The sequence below is a fragment of the Massilia agrisoli genome (assembly GCF_020831365.1).
GTDB classification, from domain to species: Bacteria; Pseudomonadota; Gammaproteobacteria; order Burkholderiales; family Burkholderiaceae_D; genus Telluria_A; species Telluria_A agrisoli.
The window spans coordinates 26,371-41,897 of sequence record NZ_JAJHPV010000009.1 but is presented as its reverse complement, the minus strand read 5'-3'; the positions used below and the strand labels follow the sequence as shown (position 1 = coordinate 41,897).

At 64.8% G+C, this 15,527-nt stretch carries 18 protein-coding genes; 12 read left to right on the top strand and 6 right to left on the bottom strand.

What is annotated here, in order from left to right:
- Window positions 1-87 precede the first annotated feature (87 nt).
- Complete coding sequence (locus LMJ30_RS04620; protein WP_229431176.1) at window positions 88-342, top strand: hypothetical protein; 255 nt, start codon at window positions 88-90, stop codon at window positions 340-342.
- Here the strand turns inward: LMJ30_RS04620 and LMJ30_RS04615 are convergent.
- From LMJ30_RS04615 to LMJ30_RS04605, 3 genes are read right to left on the bottom strand one after another with little or no spacing between them, the layout of a single operon-like run.
- A complete protein-coding gene (locus LMJ30_RS04615) occupies window positions 339-1,460 on the bottom strand; it encodes a KH domain-containing protein (protein WP_229431175.1) in 1,122 nt (373 codons plus the stop codon). The two genes, LMJ30_RS04620 and LMJ30_RS04615, sit on opposite strands and share 4 nt — an antisense overlap.
- Window positions 1,457-2,344 (bottom strand): GNAT family N-acetyltransferase, encoded by an 888-nt coding sequence (locus LMJ30_RS04610; RefSeq protein ID WP_229431174.1) that lies wholly within the window; start codon window positions 2,342-2,344, stop codon window positions 1,457-1,459. The genes LMJ30_RS04615 and LMJ30_RS04610 overlap by 4 nt, the downstream gene beginning before the upstream one ends.
- A gap of 32 nt (window positions 2,345-2,376) precedes the next feature.
- Window positions 2,377-3,069: a PEP-CTERM sorting domain-containing protein gene (locus LMJ30_RS04605; RefSeq protein ID WP_229431173.1), complete on the bottom strand. Its 693-nt coding sequence runs from the start codon at window positions 3,067-3,069 to the stop codon at window positions 2,377-2,379.
- 206 nt (window positions 3,070-3,275) lie between these two features.
- Here LMJ30_RS04605 and LMJ30_RS04600 point away from each other — a divergent pair, with 206 nt between their 5' ends.
- The 6 genes from LMJ30_RS04600 (at window position 3,276) to LMJ30_RS04575 (ending at window position 8,054) form a co-directional block, all read left to right on the top strand.
- Window positions 3,276-5,081 carry an aminopeptidase P family protein gene (locus tag LMJ30_RS04600; protein WP_229431172.1) on the top strand — a complete coding sequence of 602 codons (1,806 nt, stop codon included), beginning with the start codon at window positions 3,276-3,278 and terminating at the stop codon, window positions 5,079-5,081.
- Window positions 5,081-5,341, top strand: a complete 261-nt coding sequence (locus LMJ30_RS04595; protein WP_229431171.1) for a hypothetical protein — start codon at window positions 5,081-5,083, stop codon at window positions 5,339-5,341. Before LMJ30_RS04600 ends, LMJ30_RS04595 begins: the two co-directional genes overlap by 1 nt.
- A gap of 2 nt (window positions 5,342-5,343) precedes the next feature.
- A complete protein-coding gene (locus LMJ30_RS04590; protein WP_229431170.1) occupies window positions 5,344-6,090 on the top strand; it encodes an MgtC/SapB family protein in 747 nt (248 codons plus the stop codon).
- 15 nt (window positions 6,091-6,105) lie between these two features.
- Window positions 6,106-6,684 (top strand): DUF924 family protein, encoded by a 579-nt coding sequence (locus LMJ30_RS04585; protein WP_229431169.1) that lies wholly within the window; start codon window positions 6,106-6,108, stop codon window positions 6,682-6,684.
- Window positions 6,684-7,505 carry a Rossmann-like and DUF2520 domain-containing protein gene (locus LMJ30_RS04580; RefSeq protein ID WP_229431168.1) on the top strand — a complete coding sequence of 274 codons (822 nt, stop codon included), beginning with the start codon at window positions 6,684-6,686 and terminating at the stop codon, window positions 7,503-7,505. Before LMJ30_RS04585 ends, LMJ30_RS04580 begins: the two co-directional genes overlap by 1 nt.
- A 186-nt stretch (window positions 7,506-7,691) precedes the next feature.
- Window positions 7,692-8,054, top strand: a complete 363-nt coding sequence (locus LMJ30_RS04575) for a hypothetical protein (protein WP_229431167.1) — start codon at window positions 7,692-7,694, stop codon at window positions 8,052-8,054.
- Here the strand turns inward: LMJ30_RS04575 and LMJ30_RS04570 are convergent.
- On the bottom strand, window positions 8,045-8,623 hold the full coding sequence (locus LMJ30_RS04570; protein ID WP_229431166.1) for a putative pterin-binding protein: 579 nt from the start codon (window positions 8,621-8,623) through the stop codon (window positions 8,045-8,047). The genes LMJ30_RS04575 and LMJ30_RS04570 overlap by 10 nt on opposite strands.
- Before the next feature lie 49 nt (window positions 8,624-8,672).
- On the opposite strand from LMJ30_RS04570, the gene LMJ30_RS04565 reads away from it, so the two are divergent.
- Both LMJ30_RS04565 and LMJ30_RS04560 read left to right on the top strand, forming a co-directional pair.
- Window positions 8,673-9,302 carry an alpha-ketoglutarate-dependent dioxygenase AlkB family protein gene (locus LMJ30_RS04565; RefSeq protein WP_229431165.1) on the top strand — a complete coding sequence of 210 codons (630 nt, stop codon included), beginning with the start codon at window positions 8,673-8,675 and terminating at the stop codon, window positions 9,300-9,302.
- 162 nt (window positions 9,303-9,464) lie between these two features.
- A complete protein-coding gene (locus LMJ30_RS04560) occupies window positions 9,465-10,028 on the top strand; it encodes a porin family protein (protein WP_229431164.1) in 564 nt (187 codons plus the stop codon).
- Between the two features lie 83 nt (window positions 10,029-10,111).
- Here LMJ30_RS04560 and LMJ30_RS04555 read toward each other — a convergent pair whose 3' ends face one another.
- Entirely contained in the window at window positions 10,112-10,585 is a 474-nt protein-coding gene (locus LMJ30_RS04555; protein WP_229431163.1) for an REP-associated tyrosine transposase, read from the bottom strand.
- Between the two features lie 171 nt (window positions 10,586-10,756).
- Window positions 10,757-12,424, bottom strand: a complete 1,668-nt coding sequence (ettA, locus tag LMJ30_RS04550; protein ID WP_229431162.1) for an energy-dependent translational throttle protein EttA — start codon at window positions 12,422-12,424, stop codon at window positions 10,757-10,759.
- A 124-nt stretch (window positions 12,425-12,548) separates the two neighbouring features.
- Here ettA and LMJ30_RS04545 point away from each other — a divergent pair, with 124 nt between their 5' ends.
- From LMJ30_RS04545 to LMJ30_RS04535, 3 genes are read left to right on the top strand one after another with little or no spacing between them, the layout of a single operon-like run.
- On the top strand, window positions 12,549-13,601 hold the full coding sequence (locus tag LMJ30_RS04545; protein WP_229431161.1) for a type 1 glutamine amidotransferase domain-containing protein: 1,053 nt from the start codon (window positions 12,549-12,551) through the stop codon (window positions 13,599-13,601).
- A gap of 13 nt (window positions 13,602-13,614) precedes the next feature.
- The gene (locus LMJ30_RS21840; protein ID WP_229431160.1) at window positions 13,615-14,289 is read left to right on the top strand and encodes a response regulator transcription factor; all 675 of its coding nucleotides are present in this window, start codon (window positions 13,615-13,617) and stop codon (window positions 14,287-14,289) included.
- A complete protein-coding gene (locus tag LMJ30_RS04535; RefSeq protein WP_229431159.1) occupies window positions 14,286-15,518 on the top strand; it encodes a sensor histidine kinase in 1,233 nt (410 codons plus the stop codon). The genes LMJ30_RS21840 and LMJ30_RS04535 overlap by 4 nt, the downstream gene beginning before the upstream one ends.
- Window positions 15,519-15,527 lie beyond the last annotated feature (9 nt).

The following is a 15,527-nucleotide window of genomic DNA, read 5'->3' as shown; positions in this document are numbered from 1 at the left end:
TCGAATCTCGCGGCCGGCGTCCGGCAGCGCGTGCGTGTGGCAGGTCGAGCCTTGTAACCGGTATAGTCGGTTAACAAGGGAGAAATGATGCACGATCACGAAAATACTGCGATGGCGGAACTGGCGTTCAAGCTGGGCCGCATCACGCGCCACGCGATGTATAAGGCGACGGAGGTCCAGCGACCGCCTGACTCGTCGAAAATCGCAGCCGAGCTGCTGGAACTTGGGGACAGCACGATTGCGCCCAACATCCTGATGATGTTTGTGGCGGGATTCCACGAGACGGACCCGATGCCCGAACGCAGGACAACGCAGGTTGCCGGCGCCGAACGGGACGACTAAGGGGCTGCGCGGGCCGCCGCCTCCGCCGCGGCAGCCCGCTGCCGTTCCAGGATTTCCTGTTGGGCCACGCTCGGCGCGGCAGGTGCGCACGGAAAGCCGTCCGGGATGACGGCCGGCCCGGCGCTGGCCGCTGTCGGCGCGCTTGCCTGCACAAGCTGCTGGCGGCCGCAGCGCGCGCTGCCCGGCATCGCGCCATCCTTCAACCCGAATAAAGCGAGCAGCGACGGCGCGACGTCGTACAGGCTGGCGCCCTGCGGCCACAACTGGTCGGCAGGGATGCCTGCGCCATGCGCAATCCAGAACGGCTTGCCTTCAAGGCCGCCAGTGACCATGAACACCGCGTCCTCGCCGGCCAGGAATTTCAGCCGCGCGACGAATTTATCGATCAGTTCGATCAGCAGCCACGCTGCGCCTTTACCGGTCGGCATGGTTGCCGGTTCGGCGAACTGTCCGCCGAGCTGGGCGAACATCGGGTAGCGCACCATGCAGACATCGTAAGCGCCGTGTTCGACCAGATGGGTCGCCACCGAGTGCGCGCCGGTGCTTTCAGAAAGGGCCTTTGCCATCGTGCGCAGCTGCGTCGCAGTGTCGCCTTGCGCTTCGCGCGCCATCAACGGGCCAAGTTGCGCCGCCTGCAGGTCTTCCGGATGCACGCGCAGGTCGGCCAGTTCCCCGGCCATGTCCAGCGGCGCAAGCGCGCCGGGCGGGATGCCCCAGTCATCGAAGGTGCGGGCGCGGATTTCGAAGAACGCGTCGCCAGCGACCACGCCATTGGGCAGTGCGCCGAAATTGGTCGCGCGCAGGTTCACCGAGGCGCAGCGTATGCCTGCGGCATCCATGTAGTCGGTGACGGTTGGTGTCTTGAGGAGCATGGCGCTTGCCAGGTCGGTCCCGAAGCCATCGGGGCGAGGCGCCTGGCGCGTCAGCAGGCCGTTGTCGGCCGGGCGGCGGCCTGTCAGGATCACGCCATCCATCAGGGGATCGGGGCCGACGGGCGGCAAGGGGCCGGCGCTGCCGCCTTCGATCATCGCCAGCAAGCTGGGGACAAACTGCGCGGCGTCGTCGCGCGCGATGCATTCCCACGGCAGGCAGGGGATGTGGACCAGGACTGCTTTCATGCCGGATCTCCGGCGAGGGCCAGCTCGTAAAGGGTATCAACCCCGGTCACCTCGGTGCCAAAGCGGCCCATCACGGCGATCATCTTGCGGTTGTCTTCATGGATCTTGGCCAGCCCGTGCGTCACGCCACCGGCGACCAGCGTGCGAAGCACGGTGGCCGTCACGAAGGGGAACGCCCAGGTGCTGCGCTTGTCCTCCGCGATCAGCAGCGGATCGAATACCGCCGTGCCTGCGCGAACGACGACACCCCAGGCGCCGATCAGCGTTCCGTCCAGCCGGAACGCGCGCGCGTGCGACAGGTCCGCGCCGGGCGCCGGATATTCGCCCATCGCTTCGAGGTGGCCGTGGGTGAGCATGCCGAAACTGCGCTGGCACATGGCCGACAGGTCGTGCGCCTGGTTGTCGCGGTAGGGATCGCTGCTGATGCCTGCCGGGACGCGGCCGGCGTGCTCGAGCTGCATCAGCTGGGCATCCATGACCTTGAGGGAGGCAGCAAGACTGAATTCAAAAACCAGGGTACGGCGCAGTTGTTTGAAGCCGGCGCGCGCCATCAGCTGGTGGCCGCCATCGGACATGACCGGCACCAGCGGGCGCAGTGATGGCGCCCGGAGCGTCCGGGCAGTGTCGGCGACGTGCTGTGTCAGTGCGGCGCCGATGCCACGGCGGCGGGCGTGCTCCGCGACGACGACTGCAAAGCGAAAGCAGGGATGCTCGGCGCCGGTAGGCGAGCAAAGCAGCGCAAAGCCGGCAGGCTGGGCGCCGTCCGGCGTGTCGAACGCCGCGTACAGGGCCGGCGTGGCCTTGACGTCGCGTGCGTCGGGGAACAGGGACGGGATCAGTGCGCTGTGACTGCGCGTGACATCGCGCACATGAATCAATCCCATCCTCAACCCTCGTTATTTGCCAGTCCCGCAGTTTAACCCTTAACTGCGCGGCGGCGGCGCATTGCGCCGATGCCGATGGCGCCAGCTGCCAGCAGTGCCAGCGATGCTGGTTCAGGGACTTCTTCGGCCGGCGGGACAACCACTGGTGCGCAGCTGGTGGTGGTCTGGCCGGCGGTGATGGCCACGTTGGCACATGTTTCCATGGCGGTGCCATGTACGTAGGCGCTTCCCCAGTAGTTCATCGTCACGTTGGCCCAGCCGTAGAACTTGTCGTCCCCGTTCGACAAGGCGAAGCCGAGGTAGCCAGTGACGGCGTTGGAACCATTATTCCAGGTGCCGGTGAAGGTGCTGTGACTCCGGCTGCAAGTCGAATTGCCGCGATAGCCGCAGCTATAGAAGGTGGTCCAGCTAGCGTAATCAGCCATATGATTACTGCTCGCAAACAGAGTATTGGCATCGATCGCGTTGCCAAAGGCCAGCGGACCGCCAGCGCTGACCACGGCGCCGTTCAGGCCAACTGCGTACAGGTCGTAGTCGGACCAGTACCAGCCAGAGGAGCTGTATTGGTTAAATTGCAGGTCGCTGGTGCCGTTGGCATCGACGTCAATGCCCCAGTAACCGCTGCTGTCACCGGTCCGGATGATTTCGGCATGCGCGGCACCGCTCGCGAGGGCAAAACCCGCAGTGGCGAGGGAGAGGAGGAGCTTGGACGGAAGGACTTTCATTTTTTATGTTCTCTAGGAAATTATGATGTTGGCTAGATAAGCAAAATTTATGCCAAGCATCTTACCTTGTTATTAATCAATGACTTGCAAAAAGGCATCAGATATTTCTTTCGCGACTGTAAAGTTTCTCGACAGCGAATGGCGGTTTGCGTCGCGAGCAGTTGCAGGAGGTATCATAGTGAGATTGAACCTTTCCCCATGAATCCATGAGTCTTTCAGCTGTCGGCGACCGGATCGCCTCCCTGCAAGCGTCGATGCAGCGCCATCGCATCGACGCCGTTGTCGTGCCTTCGGCAGACCCGCACCTGTCCGAGTACCTTCCCGGTCATTGGAAAGGCCGCGAATGGCTGTCGGGTTTCACGGGTTCGGTGGGCACCTTTATCGCCACATCGTCGTTCGCCGGCGTGTGGACCGACGCTCGTTACTGGACACAGGCGGAAACCGAACTGGCTGGCAGCGGGGTCGAACTGATGAAGATTCCATCAGGCGCCAGCCTGCTGCACATTGACTGGCTGGCGGCGAACATGGCGCCGGGCCAGACGGTGGCGGTGGATGCGCGCGTGCTCGGGTTGTCGACCGCGCGCCTGCTGTCCGATGCCCTGGCGGCGCGCGGGGTCCTGCTGCGCACCGACATCGACCTGCTCGACGAAGTCTGGAGCGAGCGCCCGGGCCTGCCCACCGATCCGGTGTTCGAGCATGCCGCGCCGTTTGCTTCCACCAGCCGCGCAACGAAACTGGCCGCGACCCGCGAGGCGATGGCCAGGCTCGGGGCGAACGCCCACTTCATCTCGACGCTGGACGACATCGCCTACCTGTTCAACCTGCGCGGTGCCGATGTCAGCTTCAACCCGGTGTTCCTGGCGCATGCGCTGGTCACGATTGACCGCGCTACCTTGTTTGTCGGCGACGACAAGATTCCGGCCGCCCTGCGCGCGAGCCTGCAAGCCGATGGCGTCCACCTTGCGCGCTACGATGACGCGGCCGGCGCACTGGCGACGCTGGGCAGCGAAACCACGCTGCTGGTCGATCCACGCCGTATTACGGCAGGCATGCGCGCCGCAGTCGGCGCCAGCGCACGCGTTGTCGAAGCGGTCAACCCGACCACCTTCGCCAAATCGCGCAAGACCAGCGACGAAGCGGCGCATGTGCGCGCCACGATGGAGCAGGACGGCGCGGCGCTGTGCGAATTTTTCGCCTGGCTCGAAACCACGCTGCAAGACCCGCAGCGCGACCCGCTGACCGAAGTGGCCATCGACCGCCACATCACTGCGGCGCGGGCGCGCCGTCCCGGCTTCGTCAGCCCGAGCTTCGGCACCATCGCGGGCTTCAATGCCAACGGCGCGATCATGCATTACCGCGCCACCGAGCAGTCGCATGCCATCATCGAAGGCCACGGCCTGCTGCTGATCGATTCCGGCGGCCAGTACCTGGGCGGCACCACCGACATCACGCGCGTAGTGGCCGTCGGCAATGTCACGGAAGCGCACCGCCGCGACTTCACCCTGGTGCTGAAAGGGCTGATCGCGTTGTCGGCGGCCCAGTACCCGCGCGGCACCCGCTCGCCGCTGCTCGACGCCATCGCGCGCGCGCCGATCTGGGCGGCCGGCATCGACTTCGGGCATGGCACGGGCCACGGTGTCGGCTACTTCCTGAACGTGCACGAAGGTCCGCAGTCGATCTCCCCGAGCACGCCGCCGGACCCCCACACGGCAATGGAGCCGGGCATGATCACCTCGATCGAGCCCGGCATCTACCGGCCGGGCAAGTGGGGCATCCGCATCGAAAACCTGGTGCTCAACGTACCGGCGCAAACCACCGGGTTCGGCGAGTTCCTGCGCTTTGAGACGCTCACACTGTGTCCGATCGACACGCGCTGCCTCGACCTGTCGATCCTGCGAAGCGACGAGCGGGCATGGATCAACGATTATCATGCGACCGTGCGCGCACGCCTGGCACCCCACGTTACGGGTGCGGCGGCCGCATGGCTTCACACCCGGACGGAGGAAATCTGATGGCAAGTGGACGTTCAACCCGCGCAAGCAGCGCGGTAGACCGGCTCAAGGAACGCACCGGGAACCAGGGCTACTCGATGGCGCGCACCGGTGATGGCCTGTTCCAGCTAAGCGAGAAACCGGGCGAGCCGCCCCTGTGCGAGCCGCTCGAACTCGACGACTTCGTCGCGTTCGTGAAAAAACTGGGGCCGCAGGAGGTCAGGCGCGTCAGCAAGTACGACGTGGCATTCGAAAAACAGCTGGTCAAGAAAAAGATCTGAACATGCCCCTGAATCAGCTGGTGGCCTCCTACTGGTCACAACCCGAGCTTGCAACCAACCTGCTGGTGTTGGCCAACATGGTCGGTGCGCTGCTGCTTGGCCTGTTGGTCGGCTACGAACGCAGCTACCACGGCCGCGCCGCCGGCATGCGCACCTACGGCCTGGTATGCATGGCGTCGGCCGCGCTGATGATGGTGGCCGGCTATCCGGATTCCTGGTACGGCGGGCAGGGCACTGCGATGACGCTCGGGATCGACCCGACCCGCGTCATCCAGGGCATCGTCACCGGCATCGGCTTCCTTGGCGCGGGCGTGATCATGCGCGAAGGCTTCAACATCAGCGGCCTGACGACGGCCGCTTCGATCTGGACCGCATCGGCCATCGGCGTCATGGTCGGCGTGGGCTTCTACCTGGCGGCAATCGGCCTGGCCCTGCTGTCGGCCGGTATCATGATCTACCTGTCGCGCCTCGAAGGCGTCCTGCCGTCGCGCCATGCGATCGCCATTTCGCTGCGCTTCGATCCGGGCTTCGCGCCGCGCGAGAGCGAGTTGCGACGGCTCGCGCTTGAGCGTGGCTACGAAATCGCCGGCGGCTCGCTCACGATCAGCAATGACCAGGGCGTGCACGAATGGCATTTCGTCGCGCTGGCGCTGTCCAAGCATAGCGGTGCGCCATTGTCCGACCTGGCCCACGAACTGTCGAAGTACGAAGGCATCTCCAGCTTCAAACTCGCGCACGCGCGCAACTAATAAAAAAGGAAGACCGTGACCCCGCAAGACGTTCTCGATTTCTGGTTTTTGCCTGCTTCCCACGAAGGGCACGGCAAGCCGCGCGACGCATGGTTCCGCAAGGACGCCGCGTTCGACGCGGCCATCCACGACCGCTTCGGCGCGCTGATCGCGCTGGCAGTGGCCGGCGGCCTGCGCGAATGGGACCAGCAGGGGCCGCAGGGCAAACTGGCGCGCATCCTGGTGCTGGACCAGTTTACCCGCAACAGCGCACGCGGCAAGCCGGATGCATTTGCCGGCGATGCGCTGGCGCTGGCCGCCGCCCGCGAACTGGTGGACAGCGGCGCTTACCTTGACCTGACACCTGTGCAGCGGTCGTTCGCCTACATGCCCTTCGAGCACGCCGAGGACGCGGCGATGCAGGAACTGGCGGTGCGGCTGTTCAGCGAGCTGTCGAAAGAACACCCGGGCTTCGAGTCCGCGCTCGATTACGCCCACCGCCACCGCGGAGTGATCGCGCGCTTCGGACGTTTCCCCCACCGTAACCCGATCCTTGGCCGCGCCTCCACGGCCGATGAACTGGCGTACCTGAGCCAGCCGGGCTCCGGCTTCTAATGGCGCCCCTGCTCAACATCATTGGCGCCGGCCACGTCGGCCGCGCGCTGGGGCGGCTGTTTGCGGCCAGCGGCGAATTCGAGATCGGCGCCGTCCTCACACGGTCCGCCGGCAGCGCCGCCGATGCCATCACCTTCATCGGCGCGGGCCATGCCGCCGGGGGCATGGGGCAGCTTGGCCCTGCCGACGCGTGGATGCTGGCGGTGCCCGACGACCAGATCGCCACGGTCTGCGCGCAGCTTGCCGCCGCGGCGCCGCTGGCGGGCGCGCTGGTGTTCCATTGCAGCGGCGCCAAATCGTCGCTGGAACTTGAGGCTGCGGCCCATGCGGGCGCGCTCACGGCGAGCGCCCATCCGATCCGCAGCTTTGCGGACCCCGAGGCAGTGGCCGGGTCGTTTGGCGGCACCTGGTGCGGCGTCGAAGGCGCGCCGGGCGCCATCGCGATGCTGGAGCCTGCGCTGCTGGCCATTGGCGGACGGGTGGCGCTGATCGATGCCTCTGCAAAGACCGTCTATCACGCGGCCGCGGTGTTCGCTTCCAACTACCTGGTCACCGTCATCGACACGGCCTTGCGCGCTTACCAGGCAGCCGGCATTCCGGCGGCGGCGGCGCGGGAGCTCGCCCGGCCGCTTGCGACCGAAACGCTGGCCAATGTGTTCCGGCTGGGACCCGAAACCGCGCTCAGCGGCCCGATCGCACGGGGCGACATGGCGACGGTAACGCGCCAGCAAGCCGCTGTGTCCGCATGGGATGCCGATGCGGGCAAGCTCTACGAAGCGCTTGCCGCCGCAACCGTCCAGTTGGCGGGCCGCCGCACATAGTTGCCATCTTGCACAGCTGATCCCTCGGTTTTGGGCGACGTTGGCAACTTTTGATGTTGCAGTTCAAAAAAGATGCAACGATGGATCGACAAACACCATAAATGGCAATAAGCTTGTTCCGTTACGGCAACTCACACCCGAATATTGTCGAAAGTCAGCCTTGGTAAGGGCCAAGCGGAGAAAAGAATGCTATTCCTGAAAACTACATCTGTGACGAAGGCTCCAGGTATCTACGAGGTGGATATCGCGGCTAAGCCACCTGGCAAGACCTTTGGCATCTTCATGGCGACCGATCCGGAGAATCCGCCAGCCAGCGTGCTGGCCGCGCTGGAATCGCTGGGCTTCCAGAACACCTACAAGCAAAGCTACACCCACAAGGACAAGGGCAAGGTGCTTGACCTGCATTTCCAGAAGAACGGTACTGACCTGTTCAACGGCTGGAAAACCGAAGAGTGCGAAGCCAACCTGGCCGCCATCGACACCTTGTTTGGCAATGTCGGCATCAAGGTCGCGCCGCGCGTGATGAGCCTGGCCGAAGCCTACGCCTGAACCTCGATGTGATACAGCGCCCACGGACACGCTCCGAAGCGCTCCGCGACCGGCCGCGCCGCCATTTCCGGCACGCGGTCGGCATCGTACACCGCCCATAACGGTCCCAGTCCTCCCAGCGGCATCGGCTTGCCGTCGAGGTGGGTCGCCACAATGAAGCGCCAGGCATTCGCCTGGGCTGGCGTTACCGCAGCAACATAACCATCCACCGCCCGCAGCAACAGCTTCGCCTGGCTTGATAGCTGTGCGCCGGCGCGCGCCAGCACGTCCGTCAGCAGGGGGCCGCGCAGCGAGTGCTGGCGGTTGTCGTACTCCAGCGTGGGCCGGATCGCCAGCGCGGGCATCGCCGCCAGTGTGCTGAAATCGAAGGCGTGCGCTGCCGGAAAGGTGATCTTTTGCTTGTGCATCATCTGGTCAAGCGCCGGATCGAGCGCGCCGCGGTTGGGCTTGCCGATGGCGCCGCTGATGGTCAGCAGCGCCGGGCCGCCTGCGTTGGGGCGTGCCGGAGCGGCGATCGCGGCGCCCGCCGTGGCCAGGGCGGCCGCGCCAAGAAAATGTCGTTTGTCCATGCTGGTATCCTGTCCTCGAATCCCATCATCATAGCCCGGCAGCACACGTATGGACCTGTTCCCCTCAAGCAATACCCTGATCCCGATACCGATTCCCGACGGTGAATTGCTGTGGCTGGCGCAGTTGCCCCTCGGGCTGGCCAATGAGGAGGTGCTGGCGCGGCTGGTGGCCCAGACCAGCTGGCGCGCCGAGTCGATTACCTTGTGGGGCAAGCAGCACCTGCAGCCGCGCCTGACCGCCTGGTACGGCGATGCGCGCTACAGTTACTCGGGCCTGGACCTTGAGCCGCTGCCGTTCACACCACTACTGCTGGAGATCAAGCGGGCCGTGGAGACCGTTACCGGCGAAGCGTTCAACAGCGTGCTTCTCAACTACTACCGCGATGGGCGCGACAGCATGGGCATGCACAGCGACGACGAAGCGGAACTGGGGCCGGAACCGGCCATCGCTTCGCTCAGTCTGGGCGCGACGCGGACCTTTATCCTGCGCCACCGGCAGTCGAAACAGACCGTGAAACTCGACTTGACGAGCGGAAGCGTGCTACTGATGAGGGGGAAGACACAACACTTTTGGTTGCACGGAATTAACAAATCCGCACGGCAGACCGGACCCCGCGTGAACCTAACTTTTCGCAAAATATGCGCTTCTGCCGACAAACTGCAGCAAAAAACCAAATAAAATAGCTGAACAGCGGGTCATCTATTTTCGATTTCGCTTACATCTCATTACAAATCTTACGGGATACCCACGGACTCAGCCTTGTCGTTGATGCTATCTTGGCTACCTCGCAATTCAATATCGAATTGCGGACCAGAACGTCTCAACAACACAGGAGTCCGTATGAAAAAGCTTATCTTCGCATTGATCGCAGGTGCAACCGCAATGGGCGCAGCCCAGGCTCAGAACCGTCCTTACGTCGGCGTGGGTGTTGTAGCGGCCGACAACGAGTTCGAGGTCGCCGGTACCACCAACCGCAGCGCTGAAGGCCACAAGGCCGGCGGCAAGATCTTCGGCGGTGTCGAGATCGACCAGAACTTCGGCGTTGAGGTGGGCCACGCAGACTTCAAGAAGACTGATGTCAGCTTCACCCAGAACGGCGTGAATGGCCGTGGCGAAGCCGATGGCCGCGCGACCTACATCGCCGCCAAGGCAACCGCACCGATGAATGAGCAGTTCTCGTTCTTCGGCAAGCTGGGCGTTGCCCACACCAAGAACAAGCTGAGCAGCGCTACCCCTGGCATGAACCGCAGCGAGTCCGACAACGGCCTGTATGCCGGCCTGGGCGCCCAGTACAACCTGAGCCAGCAAGTTGCGCTGACCGTGGAATACGAGCGCTATGGCAAGAGCCGCGATTTCGGTCCCAAGCCGGACGCCGTGACCGTGGCAGCGCGTTACAACTTCTAAATTGATGTTGTAAGGCTGTAAGCATCAACGCAGGGCGGGAGGAGCCGATGGCTTTCCCGCCCTGTTCTATTTGGGCAAGGGTTTTAGCTGGGCGGGGCGTAGCCGGCCGCGACGAAGCGGTGCAGGGACGACCATGGCCATTCTTCGAGGCGCTGGCACATGCCGTGGCGCAGCGGGTTACGGTGGACGTACTCGATCAGGCGGCGGTATTCGGCGTCGTCGGGCACCAGGTGGTCCTGGTAGTGGCGGGCCCAGATCGTGCGTTCGTCGGCATTGCCCAGCCCCGATTTGCGCAGCGACTTGGAAAACGCAATCTTGACCGCGCGCCAGCGGGCAGCGCAATCGTGATCGCCGGGAGGAAGGGTCCAGATCGCGTGGGCATGGTCCGGGAGCACGACCCAGGCGTCCACATGGAAGGGCTTGCGGGTGCGCACCAGGCGGATGGCTTCGCCAAAGGCGGAGATGTGGTCGGTCAGCAGCGAGCTGGCCGGATCGCGCAGCCTTACCGTAAAGAAGTAGGTTCCGCCGGGAACCCGGTTACCCTGGTAGTCATTCATCAGCCTAGTCTGGGGGATGAAACCCCGCTGCCATGTCGATTCGATCAATGGGAGAGGCGGCTCCCAGGCGGCCTCAGCTGTGAGAATCTTACACAATTGGTATCCGGGCTGACGTTCGCTTGCCTATCGGAAAGCAAAAAAAAGCTCCCCGAAGGGAGCTGGTGACGACGCTTACACTGTCAGCGGCTTGTAGCGAATGCGCTTCGGCTTGGCGCCTTCTTCACCCAGTCGCTTCTTCTTGTCGGCTTCATACTCTTGGTAGTTACCGTCGAAGAAGGTGACCTGCGAATTGCCCTCGAAGGCCAGGATGTGCGTTGCGATACGGTCGAGGAACCAGCGGTCGTGCGAGATCACCATCACGCTGCCGGCGAACTCGAGCAGCGCATCTTCCAGCGCGCGCAGGGTTTCCACGTCGAGGTCGTTGGACGGTTCGTCCAGCAGCAGGACGTTGCCGCCCTGAAGCAGCGTCTTGGCCAGGTGCAGGCGGCCACGTTCACCACCGGAGAGGTTGCCGACGATCTTCTGCTGGTCCGAACCCTTGAAGTTGAAGCGGCCCAGGTAGGCGCGCGACGGCATTTCGAAGCGGCCGACGGTGAGCATATCGGCGCCGCCCGAAACGTCCTCGAAGACCGACTTCTTGTCCGACAGTTCGTCGCGGTGCTGGTCGACGATCGAGACCTTGGCGGTCTTGCCGATCACGACTTCGCCGCTGTCCGGCTGCTCTTTGCCCGTGATCATCTTGAACAGGGTCGACTTACCGGCGCCGTTCGGGCCGATGATGCCGACAATCGCACCCGGCGGCACGGTGAACGACAGGTTGTCGATCAGCAGGCGGTCGCCGAAGGCCTTCGACACGTTCTTGAATTCGATGACTTCGTTGCCCAGGCGCTCGGCCACAGGGATGAAAATCTCCTGGGTCTCGTTGCGCTTCTGGTATTCGTGCTCGGACAGCTCGTTGAAGCGGGCCAGGCGGGCTTTCGACTTGGCCTGGCGCGCCTTCGGATTCTGGCGCGACCATTCGAGTTCCTTCTGCAGCGCCTTCTGGCGCGCCGATTCGGTCGACTCTTCCTGCTTCAGGCGGGCCTGCTTCTGGTCCAGCCACGAGCTGTAGTTGCCCTTCCATGGAATGCCGCTGCCGCGGTCCAGTTCCAGGATCCACTCGGCCGCGTTGTCGAGGAAGTAGCGGTCGTGGGTGATGCCGACCACGGTGCCGGGGAAGCGCAGCAGGAACTGCTCCAGCCAGTCGACCGATTCCGCGTCGAGGTGGTTGGTCGGCTCGTCGAGCAGCAGCATGTCCGGCTTGGACAGCAGCAGCTTGCACAGCGCCACGCGGCGCTTCTCGCCGCCCGACAGCACGGCGATCTTCTGGTCCCAAGGCGGCAGGCGCAGCGCGTCGGCGGCCATTTCCAGCTGCAGGTTCAGGTTGCCGCCATCGGACGAGGAAATGATCGCTTCCAGGCGCGCCTGCTCGGTGGCGAGCGCGTCGAAGTCCGCGTCTTCATCGGCATAGGCCGCGTACACAGCTTCGAGCTTGGCTTGCGCTTCAAACGCTTCGCCCAGGCCCGATTCCACTTCCTGGCGCACGGTGAGTTCTGGATTGAGTTGCGGTTCCTGCGGCAGGTAGCCGATGTTCAGGCCCGGCATCGGGCGCGCTTCGCCCTGGATGTCGGTATCGATGCCCGCCATGATTTTCAGCAGGGTGGACTTGCCGGAGCCGTTCACGCCCAGCACGCCGATCTTGGCGCCTGGGAAAAATGAGAGCGAAATGTCTTTCAGAATCTGGCGTTTCGGCGGAACAATTTTGCCGACGCGGTTCATGGTATAGACGTAATTTGCCATTGAATATCTCGGTTAAAGCGAAAGGTCAACAGGATACAGTAATCGGCAGGGCTTATGGCCGTTTCACATCCATTTCACAGGGCGGCGCGCAAGCTGGGGGTCATTCATTACTCAGGAGAACAACATGACCCGCACTTTCCTCCGCATCGCCGCCTGGCTGGCGGCCATCCTGGCCATTTTCGCCGCGCTCGCATGGGGACGTTACCTCAGCTACGACCTCGACAGCATCCCGAAGGCCAACCCGCATGCCGCCCCGGCCGACCTGGCCTACCTCAAGCAGGCAGTGAGCGAACAGCGCGGCCGCATACTGGCGGTCGTCAGCAGCGCCGAGCGAGGCGGCCCGCTGAACAAAAAAGCGGGCTACGAACTGACCGAATTGTCGCGCGCCTATTACGCGTTCAAGGTCAACGGCTATCAAGTGGACGTCGCATCGCCGCAGGGCGGCAAGCCGCCGGCCCGGATCGATACCGAGGACATGCAGGACATCGACTACGCTTTCCTCAACGACGCCGAGGCCCAGGCAAAAGTCAACCAGTCGATTCCGCTGGGCCGGGTGGACGCGGCGCGCTACGACGCGGTCTACTTCGTCGGCGGCAAGGGCGCGATGTTCGACCTGCCGGGCAATGCCGACGTCGCGCGCATCGTGCTGGCCGTCGCGCAGCGTGGCGTGGTCGGCGCGGTCTGCCATGGTCCCGCCGCACTGCTGGGCGTAACCACGGCCGACGGCAAGCCTTTCGTCGCCGGCAAACGGATGACCGGCTTCACCAACGATGAAGAGCTGTTCCTGGACGCGAACGCGCGCGCGCGCTTCCCCTTCCTGCTGCAGGACCGCGCGCTCGACCGCGGCGCGCAGTTCGTCTCGGCGCCCAATTACCTTGACCACACCATCGTCGACGGCCGCCTGGTGACGGGACAGAATCCGTGGTCGACATGGTCGACCGTCGAGGCGATGATCAAGGCGCTGGGCCACGCGCCGGTTGCGCGGGAGCCGGGCCTTGATGAAAACAGCGTGCGCATGCTGGCCGCCTACCAGCGCGGCGGCCTGGCCGCGGCCCGCGCCGAGCAGGAGCGCGTTGCGCGATTTGATAAGATGCTGGTACTGATGCACGCGCTGGTGGCTGCGATGGAGTGGCGCCTCGCCGACGCATTCCAGCTACAGCGCCTGGTAAACCGTTAAAGGACCGCAGTCCGTGCACATACTCGTCGTCGAAGACCATGCGCCCCTGGCGCGCAACCTGGCCGAAGGCCTGGAGCAGCATGGCCACAGCGCCGACTTTGCCGCCGACGGCGCGCACGGGCTGCAGCTTGCGCTCGACAACCATTACGACCTCGTACTGCTCGACCTGACCTTGCCGGGCCTCGACGGGCTCGAAGTGTGCCGGCGGTTGCGCGAACAGCATGCGCGCCGCATTCCGGTGCTGATGCTGACCGCGCGCGACGCGCTGCACGACAAGCTGGCGGGCTTCGACAGCGGCGCCGACGATTACCTGGTCAAGCCATTCGCGCTCGAAGAACTGCTGGCGCGCTGCCATGCGCTGGCGCGGCGCCACACGCTGCACCAGCATCACACTTTAGCGATTGGGAGCCTGGCCATCGACCGCCAGGCCCAGACGGCCGCGCGCGATGGGCAGCCGCTGCGCCTCCACCCGGCCGGCTACCAGATATTGCTGGCGCTGGCCGAAGCGCACCCGCGCACGGTGACGCGCTCGGAACTGACGCATGCCTTGTGGCGCGACGATCCGCCCGACTCGGATGCGCTGCGCAGCCACATGTACCTGCTGCGCCAGGCGCTGGACAAGCCGTTCGCGCGCCCGATGCTGCTGACAGTGCACGGCGTGGGTTTTCGTATCGACGCAGCCGCATGAGCGCCAGGCCATATAGCCTTCGCCGCAGGATTGTCGGCGCGTTCACCGTGTTTGCGCTGGCAACGGCGCTGTGCTTCTCCGCATTCAGCCTGGTGTTCGTGTACACGGTCGAGGACAGCTTCTTCGACAACATGCTGCGCCAGGAGACCGCGCACCAGCTGCGGGGCGGCGGGCAGCCGGTCAAGCCGCTGCGCGACTTTGTCAGCATCCACCGCGACAAAAGCACCTTTCCGGCCGACCTGGCGCGCCAGTTCGATGGCGGGCGCGAATACTTCGGCGACGCAGGCCGCCACTACCATGTGGTGCCGCCAGGCGCGGCGCCGTATTACATCGTCGCCGAAGTAAGCCGTGAGCTGGTGGTGCGCCCGCGCCTGCCTTTCCTGGCCGGCGTGCTTGGCGTACTCGCGCTGGCGATGGTGGCGCTGACCGCGGGCTTCGGCTACTGGCTGGCGCGCCGCGCGACCGCGCCGCTCGACCGCCTGGCGACGCTGGTCGCGCGGGCGGAGCCGGGGCGGCTGCCGCGCGGCTTTGCGCGCGAATTCCCGGACAACGAAATCGGCGCACTGGCGAAGGGGCTGGAGCAGGCGATGGACCGGATCGCCGACTTCATCGAACGCGAGCAGCACTTCACGCGCGACGCCAGCCACGAGCTGCGCACGCCGCTGGCCGTGGTTGGCGGTGCGGCGCGCCTGCTGGCCGGCCAGCCGCTGGCGCCGCAACAGGCGGCGCAGGTACAGCGCATCGCAGCGGCGTCGCAGGCGATGGCGCAATCGGTCGACACCCTGCTGGCGCTGGCCCGCGAACACCTCGGCCAGGCGCCGTTGGCCGAACCTGTGCTCCTGCTGCCGCTGGTTGAAAGCGTGGTGGTCCAGCATGCGCACCTGCTCGACGGCAAAGCGGTGGAGGTAGTGGTGGACGTGGACGCGAAGGATTGCGCGGTGTGCCGCCGCGGCGCGCTGTCGATTTTGCTGTCCAACCTGGTCAGCAACGCGTTCGGCCACACGATGGCCGGGCAGGTCCGCATCGCCGTTGATCAGGGCTGCCTGGTGGTGACGGACAGCGGGCCTGGCATCGCGCCCGGCCTGCACCAGGCGGGCGCGAAAGGGGAGGCCAGTAAAGGCCTGGGGCTGGGCCTGTCGATTGTCGGCCGGCTGGCCGCACGGAGCGGAATCGGGCTGGAGATCGAAAGCGCCGCCGGCACTGGAACCCGCGCGGTGTTGCGCTTTTAGAAAGCAGCT